The organism is Vibrio sp. Vb1166 (genome assembly GCF_033338695.1).
Lineage (GTDB): Bacteria > Pseudomonadota > Gammaproteobacteria > Enterobacterales > Vibrionaceae > Vibrio > Vibrio alginolyticus.
Genome location: NZ_JAWOTE010000002.1, coordinates 329,907 through 346,818, shown reverse-complemented (window position 1 = coordinate 346,818; position 16,912 = coordinate 329,907). Strand labels below are relative to the sequence as shown.

Genomic DNA, 16,912 nt, shown 5'->3' with positions numbered 1-16,912 from the left:
TATTATCTAAACCTCTATTACCTGGTGAAGCCGTGAGCATTGAATTAGCTAAGAAATTTGTTCTTGAGTCTGTACTAAAACCTGCAATTGACGATCACCGAACTTCCGATAAGGTGAAGAATGTTACCAAGAGCCAAATTCCTTGGATTAACGGCTTCAGAAAAGTTGGTGATGTTTACAAGTACTTGTTGAGCACGACGAAAAGTCGAGACGGTAGTGTTGATGAAATTGAGCAGCTGGGGCTAAAGTCATATGAGCAAATATTGCCTGATTTTGAAAAAAAGTTTAAACACGAGCTAAACGACTTCACCTCATTCGATGAGTTTGTCATTGACAATGAATATTCCTCGAGAGAGTTTCTTCCTATCGTTGGCAGGTATGACACTCGTTCTGGTGGGATTCTGCCATACTTCGAAAACGGTCAACTAAAAAGTATTTTGGTCAAAGTAACTTTCGAGGGTGGCAAGTATAAAAATAAATGGTTGATTGAAAATAAGCTGCTTAAGTACTTCATGAAAAGCATCGGTGATGTATTCAAAGATGATTACAAGGAAAACCATGCCATTATCAATTCAGGTTCTGTTCCTATTTTTGTCTTCACTCGTCAAACCAATGATGAATCCAAGTTTAAATTTAAAGGCGCCTTTAAGTACCTAAACCATTTTGACGAAGGAAATGCAAAGTGGTTCCAGCTTGGAGCTTTAGGATTAACTCCTGAGATAAACCAATCATCAGAGATTGAAGTATTCAATCAGTCAGTTACTGAATCACTTAGGTTGTCATCTGACAAGCGCAAGAAACGCTTAGCTAAGGCCCCAAAGAAGCCGAAACGACGAGTGGTACATACCTACGTGTATGACCGTAATCCAGATGTTGTAGCTGAAGTGCTAAGCAGAGCGATGGGTTATTGTGAGTCTTGTAATAGCAAGGCTCCGTTTGAGAAAAGATCGGACGGTCAGCCTTACCTAGAAGTTCATCATAGGATTCGCCTAGCTGACGGTGGAGACGATACTGTAGAAAATGCCATAGCCTTATGTCCAAACTGTCACAGAAAGGAGCATTTCGGCTAGCTCGGTGCCGAAGTGAACATCGTTGACATTAGCACCTTATGAATGAGTTCTCTGCTGAGCTTTTGAATGGTCGACCGCAGAGTCTAATTTGTTCGAAAAGATTAAGTTAGCTTCTAAAGCTATATATTGCGTGTATTGTTGTACAAAAAGTTGGTACAAAGCTAGAAGTTGGTGTAATTTAAGTAATTGATATTTAATGGTTTACACTTGGTAGCTTGCAATCGAGAGTTCGAATCTCTCACTCACCGCCACATTCTAAAAGGTCTGATTTATTAGGCCTTTTTTCGTATCTACACTAAAGTAATGCGTCATTGAAAGTACACAAGAGTGCTCAAGGTGCAAGCGCCATTCTATCTACAAGCCAACTATTCACATCTCACCTCTATACAACGCCAAAATTGAAGATGCTATACAGAGGCAGCCATAATCTGATTGGTGCGGGTTAGCACATCCGCTTTAATCTAGAATTTAGCACCCATATCACATGAGGTATGAATACGGCCACAAGAATGAACGTAGTGCTACTAGATGCTAAGCAAAACAGCCATGAACACGAATACAACAGCAATCATACCAAAGAGATCTGTGTTTAGATTGAGGTCATCAGGGTTAAATTTTTCAATGCTTTGCGTCGTTTTGCATCTTATCTTCATGTTCTTGTCCTTATTTCATGTACGATTTCAACAGCAACATAACATGCAATTGAGTGTTCACAAGTCATAAAAAGCATAAGTATACTTGCACCTCATTGAGCGCAAAAAATACTCAAAGCGTTTTAAAGTGGTGGTCTACCTTTTGTAACATCAAATGTTCTTTCTGTTTTTGTGCCTGTATCGCCATCGTTGAGAAATGGTTATTTCGTTCTAGTTAGGAACAAACTACTGGCTGCCGCTACATTCTCAAGCGTTTCCACTCAGTCGCCTTGGGTAGATACTTTAGTCGTGAGTACTGCAAAAAAAAAACGCCGCATGAGCAGCGGCGCTTTGTTGAGGAATTACCTTTCCTACTTGTAGCTAAGTTCTGTCGCTTTGCCTTTGAAGATCCGGTATACCACAAAGGTGTAAAGCAATATCACCGGCATAACAATCATCACACCGTAGCCCACGATTATTAATGTCGCAGGTGAGGAGGCCGCTTGTTGTGCGGTCATCAACCCCGGCACAACTTCTGGGAAGAAGCTATACGCAAGCCCGAGAAAGCTCAACGCGAAAATGACGGTGACACCAAAGAAAGGCCAGCGCACACCCAGATCATTCACCATTGGAACCTGACGCAAATAGCGATCAACTAGGAAGATGGTTGCCAATACAATTAACGGAACTGGGGCAAGCAACAAGATTTCTGGGAAGCTGAACCAACGCAAGGCAACTTGTTGATTTACAATTGGGTTTACAACGCTAACCACCAAGATTCCTAAGGCTGCTAACCAACCAGCACGGCGAGACCAACGGGCCGAGCGTATTTGCAAATCACCTTCCGTTTTTAGTACTAACCATGCGCCACCGATGTAAACGTACGCCGCCGCTACACAAAGTGCGCTTAACCAAGCAAAGCCAAATGCTTCGGTTGATTGTTCAAATCCCATGATGTAACGACCCACCATGTAACCCTGAGTTAGTGCGGTGATTAGCGAGCCAATTCTGAAGCACCAATCCCAATGAGGTTTATGATCCGAGTTCGCTTTGGCTCGGAAATCGAACGCCACGCCACGCATTATCAGTGCGATAAGCATGATGGCGGTCGGCATATAGAGCTCCGTTAAAATCAAACTGTGAGCGGTAGGAAAGGCAATCAACAAAATACCAACGGCTAACACCAGCCACGTTTCGTTCGCGTCCCAGAAAGGGCCGATAGAGGCTATCATTCGGTCACGTTGCGCTTCATTATCACTTGGTAAAAGGATACCGACGCCAAGGTCGTAGCCGTCGAGCACGGCATACATAAAGACCGAGAAGCCAAGCAGCAGAAGATAAATTTCTGGTAGATAGTCGAGCATGATTAGGCCTCTTGTTGTGTCAGTGGGACTTCATGGGCTGCAACGTCTTTGCGCGCCAAATAGAATAGGGTATGGATGTACGCAACCAGCAATGCAGCATAAATGGCTAAGTACATAATGAGCGAAGTCATCACGCTACTGCTCGCAACCGTGGTGACGGCTTCGGATGTTCGCAATACACCGCTGACCAACCAAGGTTGTCGACCAATCTCAGTAACATACCAACCCGCCAGTGTGGCTATCCAACCAGAGAACGTCATGGCTAATACCGTGTACAGGTAAGGTTTAGGTAGCGCTTTTTTACGTGCTAGCTTCACCGCGCCATACCAGCTAACAAGCAACATAAGGACACCAACACCAACCATCACGCGGAAACCAAAGAACAAGGGCTTCACTGGCGGGTGGTCAGGTGCAAACTCGTTAAGTCCTTGGATTTCCCCATCTAAGTCATGCGTAAGAATCAAACTCGCCAGCTTTGGGATGCCCACTTCAAAATCATTGCTGCGAGTTTCTTCATTTGGCATCGCAAACAGAAGAAGAGGCGCGCCTTGCTCGGTCTCCCACACGCCTTCCATCGCTGCGATTTTTGCAGGTTGATGTTCAAGCGTGTTTAACCCGTGAAGGTCACCGACAAAGATTTGAATTGGGATGAATCCAGCCGCCGCGAACAGCGCGACTTTTAGGCCAAGTTTGGCTGAGCGGTGATCTGGCTTTTTCATTATTTGATAAGCTGAGATACCCGCAATCAAGAAGCTGGCAGTCAGCGCCGATGCTAATAGCGTGTGCAGAAGACGGTAAGGTAAAGAAGGATTGAAAATAACTTCCTTCCAACTGGTTACATGTACAATTCCGTCAATCACTTCATAGCCACTTGGTGTGTGCATCCAGCTGTTAAGCACTAGAATCCAAAACGCGGACATACTTGTCCCAACAGCAACCAGAACGGTGGCGAGAGTATGAACCCATTCCGGCACTCGTCCTCGTCCAAAAAGCATCACGCCAAGGAAGGTGGCTTCCATAAAGAAGGCGGTCATCACTTCGTATCCGAGCAATGGTCCTGCTACGTTACCGACTCGTTCCATAAAGCCTGGCCAGTTGGTACCAAACTGGAAACTCATCGTAATGCCGGATACCACACCTAAGGCGAAAGTAAGAGCGAATATCTTGACCCAGAAGTAATAAACATCGAGCCATACGGGGGCTTGGGTGCGGTTATATCGCCACTTGAAAAACACCAACATCCATGCCAACGCGATGGTGATGGTCGGGAAGAGAATGTGAAAGCTGATATTGGCCGCGAACTGGATCCGCGACAGCATGAGGGTATCTAACATCTTGGTTCCTCAAAAACGTGCCATACTAAAAATCGTGTCTATCTGTAATTTAGTTACGAAAAGTCGGGCAGTTTGGATTTATGTATCGAGAAATACAGGTGATTCTGTTTTCTTCTAACAATGATTTATATCAACTAAGACAAAGAAAGGAGTGTAGGAAATTGTCTCAAAATGCCACTAATAGTCGCGAGAAGTGAGTAAAAGAAAGCAAATGTAACTGAAGGAGCATGGATTAAGATTAGTTCGAATTATCCTTATGATGGTTTCGATAATCCTGAAATAAAATTACAGAAACAATATTTTTAGTAAGGAAATTTGCCTTGCCTTCACTTTGAACCTCCATACTATTTATACACTAGTCATGTCGAGATCGTCTCAAACACAGCAAGCTTACTGACAGTTAAGGTGGGAAACTTTAGCTAATTGATAAACTTAAAATTGCACCGCTAATGACATATACATCATAAGTTTGTTAGCACTCGACCAGAAGTGCGATAGGCTACATTTTTATACTAGCGAACGATTTGGCGCTAGGTAATTCGGCTTTCACTAGATCAACAAGTCGACTGCGGACCATTTTCGATTCCTGATGAGTTTCAATCCAAACTGACACTTACTTTTCAGCAAGTGTGCTAGTGTCTTTCTTGTTATTTATTAAATAATTAATAAATGCCGATATGGTAAAGAGAGTTGTGGACAGCTATCTCGAGCAGTAGACTGGCGCTAGCCAGAGAGTCTGACTTTGAGGGGGGCATTCTACATGAACTTTGGATTCTGCCACCGCAAAGCTGATATTGAATTTGATGGAGATGGATAATGAACGACAGTTGGGCTAATTTCTTTCCTTACTTTGCTGGAGCTTTTAAGCTTATTGTATTAGGGATAGGAGCCTACTTAGCCATTAAATGGCATTTTGACGAAGAGCGAAGGGTAAGAGAAGCGGAAGGTGTAGTGTTTGATAACCCAAGTCTCATGAAAAAGTTTGCGAAGACGCTAACTCTGCCATTCCTTTTGTGTCTTCTAGTTCTTCTTGTTATATATGCTACCAACTGGTTCCTGTACTGACAGCGTTATTGTTTGTTGTAGTAAAGTTGAATGCTGCCACCTCTGAGAGTCGAGCCGTAGTTGAAGTTAACGCCTATGCCGAAATTGTCCAACCAATCAAAGGGCTTTGGTGCATAAAATAGCCATCCTATAGAAGCTTCGTAGTAATGCGGACTTCCAAGTTCGTCGCTTAAATCATGCGAAAGGTCGACTCTTTTAATCCCAGTAAATAAAGCTTGCTCACCGTGATAAATATTGTAGTAACCGGTGATTTCATTAGATAGGTACCAACCTTTAGGGTTGCCTATATTGCCGTTATTTGCGCTTCCCCAGCTGTGCCCAATGAATGAATTCAATGTCGAACTGGCATGCCATTTCCCCCAACTTGTGGGAGACGTGTATTTGGCTTTAATGGATGGTTGAACTATTGCCGCCCATGCTGAAACGTTAACGGCACGGCCGTCTAGGATTCTTCCAATGATGGAGGAAAGTTTATTATCGGTAGAGAATGAGTTTTCATAACGCATAAGGTGAGTCGTCGTTCTGGTGCTAAGGGTGACGTTTTCACTTGCTTTGTATAGATACCCATAACCAATCGATGCACCGTATGTCCTTTCCTTGAGAAGATCCTTACTTGTGCCGAATAGTTTGAGATCATTCTCTGTTTGTATCGTAAATGCCTTAAACGACAGCTCATGTAAATCCTCGCTGCCCTCTATGTCAAAGTTAGTCGTGTAAGGGAGAACATATACGGATTTGCTTCGACGTTCATTGATTGACTCGTCAGTCCCGAACTCTGGGTTGGCGGTATCAAATAATGCATTCGGATCAAAGTCGCCAATACCAAACGCAATTGCGTCAGTATCGGACAGCAACACCGCGATAGAAAAACGTTGTTGAAGAAGGTTGCTAATTTCCTTATCTAGTGGATCCGCATGAGCAGTATGAGGTAGAGAGAGTAGGAGAGCGAGCGAAACGACTCGCCACTCCACTGAGGCGAAGTTGGGTTGGAACATTTTGGCTCTTTTAAATGGTTCATGCATGGAGTTTTCGGACGTACCGGTACGCTAACATTAGTTTAATCGTTGAATGGTTGATGTAACTTTGAGAAATCTATGTTTTCTCATATTGATATGAAAAAGTTCCTTAAACGAGTTTAGCTTCAATGTGTATGCTGCACCAGATTTGTTTAGCAACATCATTCTTTTCTGAAGATGTAGCAAGACTTTGTGACTAGGTTGCATTATTTTCTTTAATGCGTCTCTTGAGAGGAAAATAGCAAACTTTTTTATTGCCTTGGCGCTCAAGAAAATCTGAATCGTTCACTGTGCTACTGGTTAACTTCGAAAACTTGTAAGCATCCTGTCTGCCAACATCACGACTAACATCATCAAGGAGTACCCTTAAACACGTCAGATAAACAATGGTTTTTTTGAGCTTTAGAAGAAATGTTCGGACCTTTGCATATTCCGCGGTGGTGCTCAATCCAAGAACTGTGTTTTGTATGTGTTCTCAGTAAATCATTGATTCGATCTATTCTTCAAAATGTGGTCCCTTTTAATTCACTTTCTGTTACATATTTTTCGTTTTGAAAGAGCATTTTAATTTGCATCTTTTGAAAAGATCTCTTTGTTAAATTTTGTATAAAATCAACTAATTGTTGAAATTAGAACCCTTGTCAAAAAGTCATTAGATTTCATATTGAATAGCCTCTTTTACCTAATAGTATACTCTATTTGTTTGATATAATTTCCGGCAGTTTGTATACCATAAATAAAGAGAGTCTATTCATGTTCCAGAACTTAACGATCAAGCAGAAGATAGTGATTCCGCTGTCATTGATTATTGGATTGTTTATTGTGAGCTCTGTATTAAACGTTATGACAAGTTGGAAGCAATCTGAATTGAGTGAGACACTCAACGAACAGATCGTGCCGAACTTATTAACGATTGAGGATGCTTATCGCGATCTTTACCAAGCAACATCTGCAATCCAAGGTGTTGCTCTTTCTGATACTCAAAACGATATTGATCATCACATCGGTGAATACAAAGACAACGCCTACAAAGCACTGCCACGTATGGAACAAATGATTGAGCTATCACAAGCCGGTGTGATGCCTTCTACACATGGTAATGAAGTTCGAACGCTTGTCTCTTTGGGTGAAAAGTGGTTAGCAAGTTATGAAGCGATGCTACGTTTACCTCAATCTCAATGGCGTGGTTACTACAATGAGCACAAACATACCTTTGAAGACCAATTTATCGAGGTTAGAGCGCAGCTTAACGTTGTAAAAGATGCAATAGAAGAAAAGCAAAGCCAATTGAAGGACGAAATATCAGCGGCTGCAACAAGAGCAGAACTCATTCTTGAGGCTGGCATTGTGATTGTTATTTTTGCCGCTATCGCGATGGCTTTTTTGTTGTTACAAACGGTTGTGAAGCCTATCAATGATATTAAAAATGCGATGACAGAAATTGCGTCCGGTGAAGGTGATCTAAGTCAGCGAATCGATGTAAAAACACAAGACGAAATTGGCAATTTAGCAGACGCATTTAACCAGTTTGTGTCCAAAATTCAAATGACAGTCGCTCAGGTAATTGAAAGCTCAAATACCTTACGTAACGAAATGGCAAATCTTAGCTCGTTGACCACGACCATCGCGAACTCGACCGTTTCTCAGCAAAAAGATAGCGAGGCGGTAGCGGCGGCAGTGCATGAAATGCAAGTCACCAGCAGAAATGTAAGCGATAGCGCTAACGAAGCTGCGGTTGCGAGCCAAACAGCGAATGATGAACTTACCAATACCAATGTTATTTTGGATCAAACGGTTAGCTCAATTCGTAGCCTCGCAAGTGAAATCGAAAGCGCAAGCCACGTCATTAACACATTGGATCATGATGTGAGTAACATTGCGTCCGTACTGGATGTAATTCGTGGTATTGCCGAGCAAACAAACTTATTAGCGCTTAACGCAGCCATTGAAGCGGCTCGGGCTGGAGAGCAAGGGCGAGGCTTTGCTGTGGTAGCGGACGAGGTTCGTTCTTTAGCCAGTCGTACGCAACAGAGTACGGGTGAAATCCAAACCATGATTGAAAAGCTACAATCTGGTGCAGGACAAGCTGTAGAAGTGATGCGCGGTAGCCAAAATAGCAGTGATGAAACGATCAAGTCCGCTGGCCGAGCGAGTGAATCCCTTTCTGAAATCTTGAACGCGATTTCACGTATGAACGAGATGAATACACACATTGCAACGGCTGCGAGCCAGCAAAGTACAGTAAGTGACGAAGTAAATAGCAACGTACAAGGCATTGCAGACAGTAGCACTTCAATTGTGGAAATCGTAAACCAAGCGCAAGCTTCTTTAGCCATGTTGTCAGAGCAAACTCAACGTTTAGATCATCAGGTCAGTCAGTTCAAAGTATAAGCTTGAGAACAGCAATCTCACTGACGAAATAACCCGCTTCTTAGCGGGTTGTTTTTTAGATAAGTGGCGAACCTGACTTGTGAAATTTTGACTATATTTACATTCCTTTCTCACTTTAGTTCGTATTCCAGAGTGGGTAAATAACCCTAGACAGCGGTAACAAACTCTGTACAGCGTGATGATGCTTTTATCATCACTTTTGCTGCTTTTTAACCATTGCAATTGCACACAGGAAAATGTGATTTCCAACCCAAAATCTTCAAATTTGAGAACTTCATAACACCTTTACCATAAACGTTTTTCGTAAGCGTATAGAACTGTAAATTTTGTTGTATGTACAACACTGGGTATTTATCATCCTAATTAATTTGTTCTGGATATACATCCTTTAGTCATTATTAAGTCATTCTAGAAGCTTTTAATAAGGAATCTTGAAGGCTTGTCGGTAGATAAGAGAGAAAAAATTCATGAGACGTAAAACCACGCTATCTCTGCTGATTGCGTCGAGCCTTTTTGTGGTTGGATGTCAACCTAGCGAAGAAGGATCGAGCCAAGGTGGGGGGCCTGCGCCCGCAACCGAAGTAGAAGTGTTAACAGTGCAGCCAACGCGCCAAGCATTAACAGTGGAGTTGCCGGGTCGTAGCCGAGCATTCAAAGAAGCAGAAGTTCGTCCGCAAGTTACTGGCATTATTTCGGAACGAAATTTTGTTGAAGGTGGATTTGTTGAACAAGGGCAGTCGCTATATCAAATTGATGATTCATCATTTCAGGCGGATTTGCTGAGCGCTGAAGCGGAATTAATCCGTGCGCAAGCTGCGGCAGAGTCGACCTATGCCACGGTGAAGCGTTACAGAACCTTGATCACCAAAAAATCCATCAGCCAACAAGACTTGGATGAAGCAGAAGCGGCATACAAAGAAGCGAAAGCACAGGTCCTAGTCGCAAAAGCCAAAATCAACACAGCAAAAATCAACTTAGATTATACGCAAGTCAAAGCTCCGATTAGCGGGGTGATCGGTAAATCGAGTGTGACAGCGGGTGCGTTGGTTACGGCTAACCAAGCTGCCAAATTAGCGACCATTCAGCAGCTTGACCCTATCAATGTTGATATTGTGCAATCATCCGCGCAACTGCTGCGTTTGAAAGCATCACTCTCCCAAGGCCATATGCAAGAAGATGACTCTGCGCAAGTTACATTGATGCTTGAAGATGGCAGCACTTACGAACACAAAGGCACAATGAAATTTACTGAGGTCAATGTGAACGAAAGTACGGGCAGCGTGACGCTTCGTGCCGAATTCCCAAACCCTGACGGTTTGTTGCTACCTGGAATGTTTGTTCGTGCGACGGTCATTACTGGTGTCGACCCTGATGCGATTCTAATACCACAAAATACGGTATCTCGTGATGCGACAGGTAAAGCGACAGTGATGACGGTTAATGGCGAGAACAAAGTGGAAGCGAAACCAGTGAAGACTGCTGAAGCGATCAATAGCCAATGGCGCATTATTGATGGTTTGAACGCGGGTGATAAAGTCATTACCGCCGGTTTACAAAAGGTAGGGCCAGGCAGTTCGGTAACTATCCAAAACGGTGAACAGGAGTAATCATGGCACGATTTTTTATCGATCGTCCGGTATTTGCTTGGGTTCTCGCGATTCTAACGATGTTGGCGGGGGTAATGTCATTATTCAATTTACCCGTCTCGCAATACCCAACGATTTCACCGACGACGATCACCATCAGTGCTCGCTATCCAGGTGCATCAGCAAAAACCGTTGAAGACTCGGTAACGCAAGTTATCGAGCAAAACATGACGGGATTAGATTACCTTCGCTACCTATCATCGAGCAGTGATGCATTTGGTAATGCGACAATTACCCTGACGTTTGATAGCGAAGCTGATCCTGATATCGCGCAAGTACAGGTGCAGAACAAACTGCAATTGGCATTGACTTCATTGCCGATGGAGGTACAAAACCAAGGTATTGTCGTCAATAAATCCAATACGGCATTTCTCATGGTTGTCGCAGTTTATTCTGAAGATCCTGACTTTACAGAAAACGATATCGGCGACTTTGTTGTAACGAATATTCAAGACCCGATAAGTCGTGTAACTGGCGTAGGACAAGTGCAGGCGTTTGGTGCGCAGTATGCGATGCGAGTTTGGCTGGATCCATTTAAGCTTACGCAGTTCAACTTGACCGCAATCGATGTAGCGAACGCGATCAGTGAACAGAACGCGCAAGTTTCTTCAGGTCAACTGGGTGCGGCACCTGCGCAGGAAGGTCAGTTGTTGAATGCTACGATTTCTTCTGCAAGTCGTTTGAGCAGTGTAGAAGAGTTCCAAGACATCATTCTTAAGTCCGACGCCAGTGGTTCGAATGTTTATTTGAAAGATGTAGCTCGCGTTGAGCGTGGTGCAGAAAGTTATGATATTCGAGGCCAATATAATGGCTTCCCAGCGTCGGGGTTAGGTATTTCATTAGGTACTGGCGCAAACGCGCTTGAGACAGCCAATGCGGTAAAAGAGCGCTTAGAACAACTGAGTGCAACGTTCCCAGAAGGGTTGCAGATTGCGTACCCATTTGAAACAACGCCATTCGTCAAAGCCTCGATTCAAGAAGTGGTTAAAACGCTATTAGAAGCTATTCTTCTTGTGTTCTTAATCATGTACCTGTTCTTGCAGAACTTCCGTGCGACGATCATTCCAACGATCGCAGTGCCTGTCGTATTGCTCGGAACCTTCGCTATTTTGTACGCGACTGGATTTAGCGTAAACACGTTAACCATGTTCGCGATGGTTCTGGCTATCGGTTTGCTGGTGGATGATGCCATCGTTGTGGTGGAAAACGTCGAGCGTGTGATGCATGAAGATGGGTTGGAGCCCAAAGAAGCGACCAAAAAATCGATGGGGCAGATCACTGGTGCCCTGATTGGTGTGGGGTTGACGCTTTCAGCGGTATTCGTCCCTATGGCGTTTATGTCTGGTTCTACCGGGGTTATTTACCGTCAGTTTTCAATAACTATTGTGGCGGCTATGACGCTTTCCGTTTTGGTTGCGATAATTCTGACTCCAGCATTATGTGCAACATTACTGAAAAAAGGCGATGCTGAGCTTCTAGAAAAGAAAGGCTTCTTTGGCTGGTTTAACCGCAAGTTTGATGCGATGACAGCTGGCTATGAAACCGGTGTTGCTAAACTTTTAAAACGCACAGGTCGCATGTTGGTTGTATTTTTGGCAATGAGTGCAGGTGCTGGCTGGTTATTTATGAACCTTCCAACGTCATTTTTGCCAGATGAAGACCAAGGCACAGTATTCTCAATGGCTATTTTGCCGCCTAACTCAACACAAGAGCAGACGGAAAAAACACTTGAGAAAATGCGTGACTTTTATCTAGTAGACGAAAAAGACAATGTAAAATCTGTCTTCTCCGTTGCTGGATTTAGTTTCGCAGGCCAAGGCCAAAATATGGGTATGGCATTTATCGGCCTGAAAGATTGGTCTGAGCGTGAAGCGCCAGGCGCCGATGCCGCTTCCATTACGGGCCGAGCGATGGGGTACTTCTCTACTATTAAAGAAGCTTTGGTGTTTGCGTTCGCCCCTCCAGCGATTCAAGAGCTAGGTAACTCGACAGGTTTCGATTTCTATCTCCAAGACTCGTTGAATAAAGGGCACGATGCATTAGTTGCGGCTCAAGGGCAACTTCTGGGCATGGCAGCACAAAACCCGAAACTTGTTGGTGTTCGTCCAAACGGTCAGGCAGATGCGCCAATGTACAAAGTGAACATTGACCACGTCAAACTTCGTGCTTTGGATGTCAGTATCAATGACGTAAACCAAATCCTGTCAGCTGCATGGGGCGGGGCTTACATTAACGATTATATTGACCGCGGTCGTGTGAAGAAAGTGATGGTGCAAAGTGATGCGGAATACCGCATGCAGCCAAAAGACTTCGATTCATGGTACGTACGCAACGCTAAAGGAGAGATGGTGCCTTTCTCTGCTTTTGCGAGTGGCGAGTGGACCTATGGTTCTCCTCTTTTGCAGCGCTTTGATGGTTTGCCAGCAATGAATATTCAAGGCGATGCAGCTCCTGGTGTAAGTACTGGTGAAGCCATGGAAGAAATTGAAGCAATGGTAGAAAAGCTACCGGAAGGCTTCACGGTGAACTGGAATGGTATTTCGTATGAAGAGCGCCTTTCCGGAAACCAAGCGCCGATGCTATATGCGCTATCTATCCTCGTCGTATTCTTAGTTCTTGCCGCTTTGTATGAAAGTTGGTCAGTACCTTTCGCCGTGGTGTTAGTTGTTCCTCTTGGTGTGCTTGGTGCTGTGCTTGCGGTAATGACGCGCAGTATGGATAACGATGTGTTCTTCCAGGTGAGCTTATTAACGACGGTCGGCTTGGCAACCAAAAACGCCATTCTGATTGTTGAGTTTGCAAAGGACTACTATGAGAAAGGCGCTGGGCTTATCGAAGCAACCTTACATGCTGTTCGCGTTCGTCTGCGCCCAATTATCATGACATCGCTTGCTTTTGGTTTGGGTGTGGTACCACTTGCTATCAGTTCAGGTGTGGGATCGGCAGGTCAAAACGCAGTGGGTACCGGCGTACTTGGTGGCATGATCAGTGCCACGATATTGGGTATATTCTTCGTCCCAATCTTCTTTGTAGTGGTTGAGCGATTGTTTGATCGACGTGCGAGAAAAGAGTCGGAGGCAGAGTTGTCTGAGACCAGCACTAAACCCACTCAGCAAAGCGAGTAGGACTTGGTTGTGTTAACTGAGTTATACTAGTGATAATAAACACAATAAAAGGGCGCTTCGGCGCTCTTTATTTTATGTTTTCACTTGGTGGTTACCGTCTATGACGCGAGCCTGAAAGACGGCGTGTTGTGTGCAGTATCAGCACAGCCTTTTCGACCGAATGAAAGCCTAAAGAAGAAAAACGACGATGAAAGATCAGAAAATTTCTCCAATTTCCGTTTTGGATCAAAGCCCTATGTTTGTCTGCGGTGTGATGCAGCGCATGTACCGCAATCGTGCCCAAGCCGAGCTCTCTCGGCAAAATTTGATGACACTAGAAATGGCAAGTGCACTGGCCGCTTTAGAAGAATTTCAACCTATGAGCCAGCAAGCGTTGGCTGATGCGGTTCGAACTGAGCGAAGTGTAGCAAAGCGGATGGTGGACAATCTGGAAAAGAGAGGGTTTGTTCAAGTTTCTAAAAGTAAATCGAATCAGCGCCTTAAAATGCTAAGCATGACAAAAGAGGGAGCAAATGCTTTAAAGCAAGTTCATCAAATCATGACGAATTTACAGAAAGAGTTTTTTTCTTGTTTGTCGGAATCTGAAGCGAGTGAATTTTTTCGTCTGGTAAGAAAGCTCACTTTTGCGAATCACGACCAGTAACTGACATCAATGCCGTTTAGCGTCTTTATTTTATCGCGGACCAATTATATTAAGTTGTAGAACTTAAGAAATAGGATGCCCAACGTACAGGTCACGGTAGAAAGCACCGTAGTGAGTGCGATGATATTTGCAGCTAACGTGGCATTGCCTCCCATGGAACGCGCCATGACATAGCTGGCAGCAGCGACTGGAGAGGCGTTCATAAAGAAAAGAATACCTAGCTCAATTCCTCGAAATCCTACTAAGTAAGCTCCCATGGTGATGATGACTGGCGCTACGATGAGCTTGTAACTGCTCGCAAACCAAGATGGACCTTTCTCTTTTCTCATCAAGCTAAAGTCAAGTGAGCCACCCGTACACAACAGCGCCAAAGGCAATGTCATTTTGGACAAGTAGTCTCCTGCGTCAATAACCACATTCGGTACTGGAATAGCGAGTAAATAAAAAGCCATTCCTAGAACAATGGAGATTATGAGCGGATTCCTAGTCAGTGTTCGGCCCATCATCTTTGCTGCTTGCGAGGCAGACGTTGCCCCCTTGGGCGATAAGCAAATTACCGCTTGGACGTTATAAATAAATGTGGTGACCGCGACATAGAGCGCTGCTAGCGCCACACCTTGAGAACCATACGCATTGGCAACGTAAGCGATACCAATAATACCTGTATTTGCTCGGAACCCACCTTGGATGAGAACGCCTTGGTCAGGCGATGCTTTGAACAGAAGTTTGACGGAAAGGTAGGTGAAAATGAAAAACGAAATACTAGCGATGACGCCGAAATTGACGAATCCACTTGCCGCGGAAAAGTCGTGTTCTGAAGCCACAATGCTGACAAATAACATCGCAGGCAAGGTAACTTGAAACACCAGTTTAGAGCCTACTTCGATAAAATTATCGTTGATTAGACCAAAGCGCTTAAAAAGAACGCCAAGTACCAACATCAAACAGATAGGTCCGGTTATCGACAAAGAGAATTGCAACTGATGTAAAACAGCTTCCATGTAAGTATCCGCAGCAAAAGAAAAAAGTGTTCCTGTTGCCTATTAAGCCACAAACCCGGAGGGTAGGACAGTAACGTGATGAAATTTTCTTCTGTTGTAGGTTCCGGAGTCATTTACACTCCAAGTTATGGACGAGGTCCCAATTTAACAAAGCGGTACTGGTCCTACGTGCGATATGTTGGTTAACTCGTTGTCGTGATGCATCCACATGCGTATTAGATGTGAGGGCTGGTCATCGTAGTTATGGATAGGAGTTCATCAATGAAAAGGAAACACAACAAAACTGTACTGTGTGCGTTTGTCTCTGGTTCGGTATTTGGTGCGGTTTTGGTCATTGCGATGTCTTTACCAATGTAATCCTCTTAATTGGCTGTTGGAACACTCACTCTAATTCAGTACAAAACAGATTGAGTTCTGCGGTATGTGCTGTTAGTTTAAAAAACATGAAAATACACGTTCGCCCTTCATTAACAACCTTCTCTTGGTGGCGCTCTAAATAGAGCGGCGCGGAATACTTACATTCTTAAGCTGCTGGATGGTAGCTAAGAGTGTTTGATCTTTTTATCTCCAGTAGCGATCTATTAAATACTTGGAGACAAATATGAATACCCATAAAAATACATCTCAGCGTGAAATTATACTTACCGGAGATCGAGCAACAGGTCCATTACACCTCGGGCACTATATTGGTTCATTGCAACAACGAGTCAAATTGCAAACGGAGCACGAGCAAACGATCTTGGTCGCGGACATGCAAGGGTTGACGGATAACGCGCATAACCCATCAAAGGTATCCTCTAATATTCTCAATGTCGTTGCAGATTATTTGGCTGTTGGTATCAACCCCGCTCAAACTACGATCACGTTGCAGTCTCAAATTCCAGCGTTAGCCGAGTTGACAATGTATTACAGTAATCTTGTTTCTATCGCACGATTAGAGCGAAACCCCACGGTTAAAAATGAGATTCAAAGTAAAGGCTTTGAACGCTCTATTCCCGCAGGCTTTTTAACGTATCCAATTTCTCAAGCTGCTGATATTACGGGGTTTCATGCGACGCTAGTACCAGTGGGTGATGACCAGCTGCCGATGTTAGAGCAAACTAATGAAATCGTGAGAAAAATAAACCACCTGGGTGGAAAAGAGGTTCTTAGGGAATGCCGTCCATTACTTAGTGATGCACCTCGTTTGCCGAGTACTGATGGCAAAAATAAGATGTCTAAAAGCATGGGGAATGCAATCAACCTAGGGGCGTCTGAAAAGGAGATTTCCGCGGCAGTGAAATCTATGTATACCGATCCCAATCATCTGAAAATTGAGGACCCTGGCCAAGTCGAAGGGAATATTGTATTCATCTACCTCGATGCTTTTCATCCTGATAAAAATTATGTCGAACAGCTAAAAGACCATTATCGACGAGGTGGATTAGGTGATGGTTTGACCAAGAAAGTGTTAGAAGAATGCTTACAAGAGATGCTTCGCCCTATTCGAGAAAAGCGCGCTATGTATTTGAATGATAAAGCGCAGCTGATTGATATTTTAAAACAAGGTAGTGAGTGTTCTCGCGAGAAAACCGAAAAAGTGCTATTTGATGTGAAAGATGTATTTGGTTTAAATTTGTTCTGAA

12 protein-coding genes are annotated in these 16,912 nt (G+C 43.9%); 7 read left to right on the top strand and 5 right to left on the bottom strand.

The genetic code is table 11. The annotated features are described in order from the left end of the window. The first annotated feature begins 32 nt into the window (after window positions 1–32). Window positions 33–1,070 carry an HNH endonuclease gene (locus R7E51_RS03975; RefSeq protein ID WP_318117461.1) on the top strand — a complete coding sequence of 346 codons (1,038 nt, stop codon included), beginning with the start codon at window positions 33–35 and terminating at the stop codon, window positions 1,068–1,070. Window positions 1,071–1,594: 524 nt separating this feature from the next. Here R7E51_RS03975 and R7E51_RS03970 read toward each other — a convergent pair. From R7E51_RS03970 to R7E51_RS03960, 3 genes are all read right to left on the bottom strand, one after another. Further along, window positions 1,595–1,723, bottom strand: coding sequence for a hypothetical protein (locus tag R7E51_RS03970; RefSeq protein ID WP_005378275.1), 129 nt, complete (start codon window positions 1,721–1,723; stop codon window positions 1,595–1,597). A gap of 350 nt (window positions 1,724–2,073) precedes the next feature. Beyond that, window positions 2,074–3,066, bottom strand: a complete 993-nt coding sequence (locus R7E51_RS03965) for a cytochrome d ubiquinol oxidase subunit II (RefSeq protein ID WP_005388401.1) — start codon at window positions 3,064–3,066, stop codon at window positions 2,074–2,076. A gap of 2 nt (window positions 3,067–3,068) precedes the next feature. Next, window positions 3,069–4,400, bottom strand: a complete 1,332-nt coding sequence (locus tag R7E51_RS03960; protein ID WP_005388402.1) for a cytochrome ubiquinol oxidase subunit I — start codon at window positions 4,398–4,400, stop codon at window positions 3,069–3,071. 816 nt (window positions 4,401–5,216) lie between these two features. On the opposite strand from R7E51_RS03960, the gene R7E51_RS03955 reads away from it, so the two are divergent. Continuing rightward, a complete protein-coding gene (locus R7E51_RS03955; RefSeq protein WP_005378271.1) occupies window positions 5,217–5,465 on the top strand; it encodes a hypothetical protein in 249 nt (82 codons plus the stop codon). 5 nt (window positions 5,466–5,470) lie between these two features. On the opposite strand, the gene R7E51_RS03950 is transcribed toward R7E51_RS03955, so the two are convergent. Beyond that, a complete protein-coding gene (locus tag R7E51_RS03950) occupies window positions 5,471–6,460 on the bottom strand; it encodes a Solitary outer membrane autotransporter beta-barrel domain (protein WP_005388404.1) in 990 nt (329 codons plus the stop codon). A 774-nt stretch (window positions 6,461–7,234) separates the two neighbouring features. Between R7E51_RS03950 and R7E51_RS03945 the strand changes: the two genes are divergently transcribed. The 4 genes from R7E51_RS03945 (at window position 7,235) to R7E51_RS03930 (ending at window position 14,286) form a co-directional block, all read left to right on the top strand. Then, on the top strand, window positions 7,235–8,872 hold the full coding sequence (locus R7E51_RS03945; protein ID WP_053307463.1) for a methyl-accepting chemotaxis protein: 1,638 nt from the start codon (window positions 7,235–7,237) through the stop codon (window positions 8,870–8,872). Between the two features lie 467 nt (window positions 8,873–9,339). Next, window positions 9,340–10,479 (top strand): efflux RND transporter periplasmic adaptor subunit, encoded by a 1,140-nt coding sequence (locus R7E51_RS03940; protein WP_053349487.1) that lies wholly within the window; start codon window positions 9,340–9,342, stop codon window positions 10,477–10,479. Between the two features lie 2 nt (window positions 10,480–10,481). Beyond that, window positions 10,482–13,643: an efflux RND transporter permease subunit gene (locus R7E51_RS03935; RefSeq protein WP_203345787.1), complete on the top strand. Its 3,162-nt coding sequence runs from the start codon at window positions 10,482–10,484 to the stop codon at window positions 13,641–13,643. 187 nt (window positions 13,644–13,830) lie between these two features. Next, a complete protein-coding gene (locus R7E51_RS03930; protein WP_017635039.1) occupies window positions 13,831–14,286 on the top strand; it encodes a MarR family winged helix-turn-helix transcriptional regulator in 456 nt (151 codons plus the stop codon). 44 nt (window positions 14,287–14,330) lie between these two features. Here R7E51_RS03930 and R7E51_RS03925 read toward each other — a convergent pair whose 3' ends face one another. Further along, window positions 14,331–15,287, bottom strand: a complete 957-nt coding sequence (locus R7E51_RS03925; protein ID WP_005388415.1) for an AEC family transporter — start codon at window positions 15,285–15,287, stop codon at window positions 14,331–14,333. 601 nt (window positions 15,288–15,888) lie between these two features. On the opposite strand from R7E51_RS03925, the gene trpS reads away from it, so the two are divergent. Continuing rightward, entirely contained in the window at window positions 15,889–16,911 is a 1,023-nt protein-coding gene (gene trpS, locus R7E51_RS03920; protein WP_206957389.1) for a tryptophan--tRNA ligase, read from the top strand. Window position 16,912 lies beyond the last annotated feature (1 nt).

Bases quoted from the DNA above. Each gene is read 5' to 3' on its own strand.
- R7E51_RS03945 (WP_053307463.1), top strand. From the start codon at position 7,235: ATGTTCCAGAACTTAACGATCAAGCAGAAGATAGTGATTCCGCTGTCA.
- R7E51_RS03970 (WP_005378275.1), bottom strand. From the start codon at position 1,723: ATGAAGATAAGATGCAAAACGACGCAAAGCATTGAAAAATTTAACCCT.
- R7E51_RS03965 (WP_005388401.1), bottom strand. From the start codon at position 3,066: ATGCTCGACTATCTACCAGAAATTTATCTTCTGCTGCTTGGCTTCTCG.
- R7E51_RS03950 (WP_005388404.1), bottom strand. From the start codon at position 6,460: ATGTTCCAACCCAACTTCGCCTCAGTGGAGTGGCGAGTCGTTTCGCTC.
- trpS (WP_206957389.1), top strand. From the start codon at position 15,889: ATGAATACCCATAAAAATACATCTCAGCGTGAAATTATACTTACCGGA.
- R7E51_RS03930 (WP_017635039.1), top strand. From the start codon at position 13,831: ATGAAAGATCAGAAAATTTCTCCAATTTCCGTTTTGGATCAAAGCCCT.
- R7E51_RS03955 (WP_005378271.1), top strand. From the start codon at position 5,217: ATGAACGACAGTTGGGCTAATTTCTTTCCTTACTTTGCTGGAGCTTTT.
- R7E51_RS03960 (WP_005388402.1), bottom strand. From the start codon at position 4,400: ATGTTAGATACCCTCATGCTGTCGCGGATCCAGTTCGCGGCCAATATC.
- R7E51_RS03925 (WP_005388415.1), bottom strand. From the start codon at position 15,287: ATGGAAGCTGTTTTACATCAGTTGCAATTCTCTTTGTCGATAACCGGA.
- R7E51_RS03940 (WP_053349487.1), top strand. From the start codon at position 9,340: ATGAGACGTAAAACCACGCTATCTCTGCTGATTGCGTCGAGCCTTTTT.
- R7E51_RS03935 (WP_203345787.1), top strand. From the start codon at position 10,482: ATGGCACGATTTTTTATCGATCGTCCGGTATTTGCTTGGGTTCTCGCG.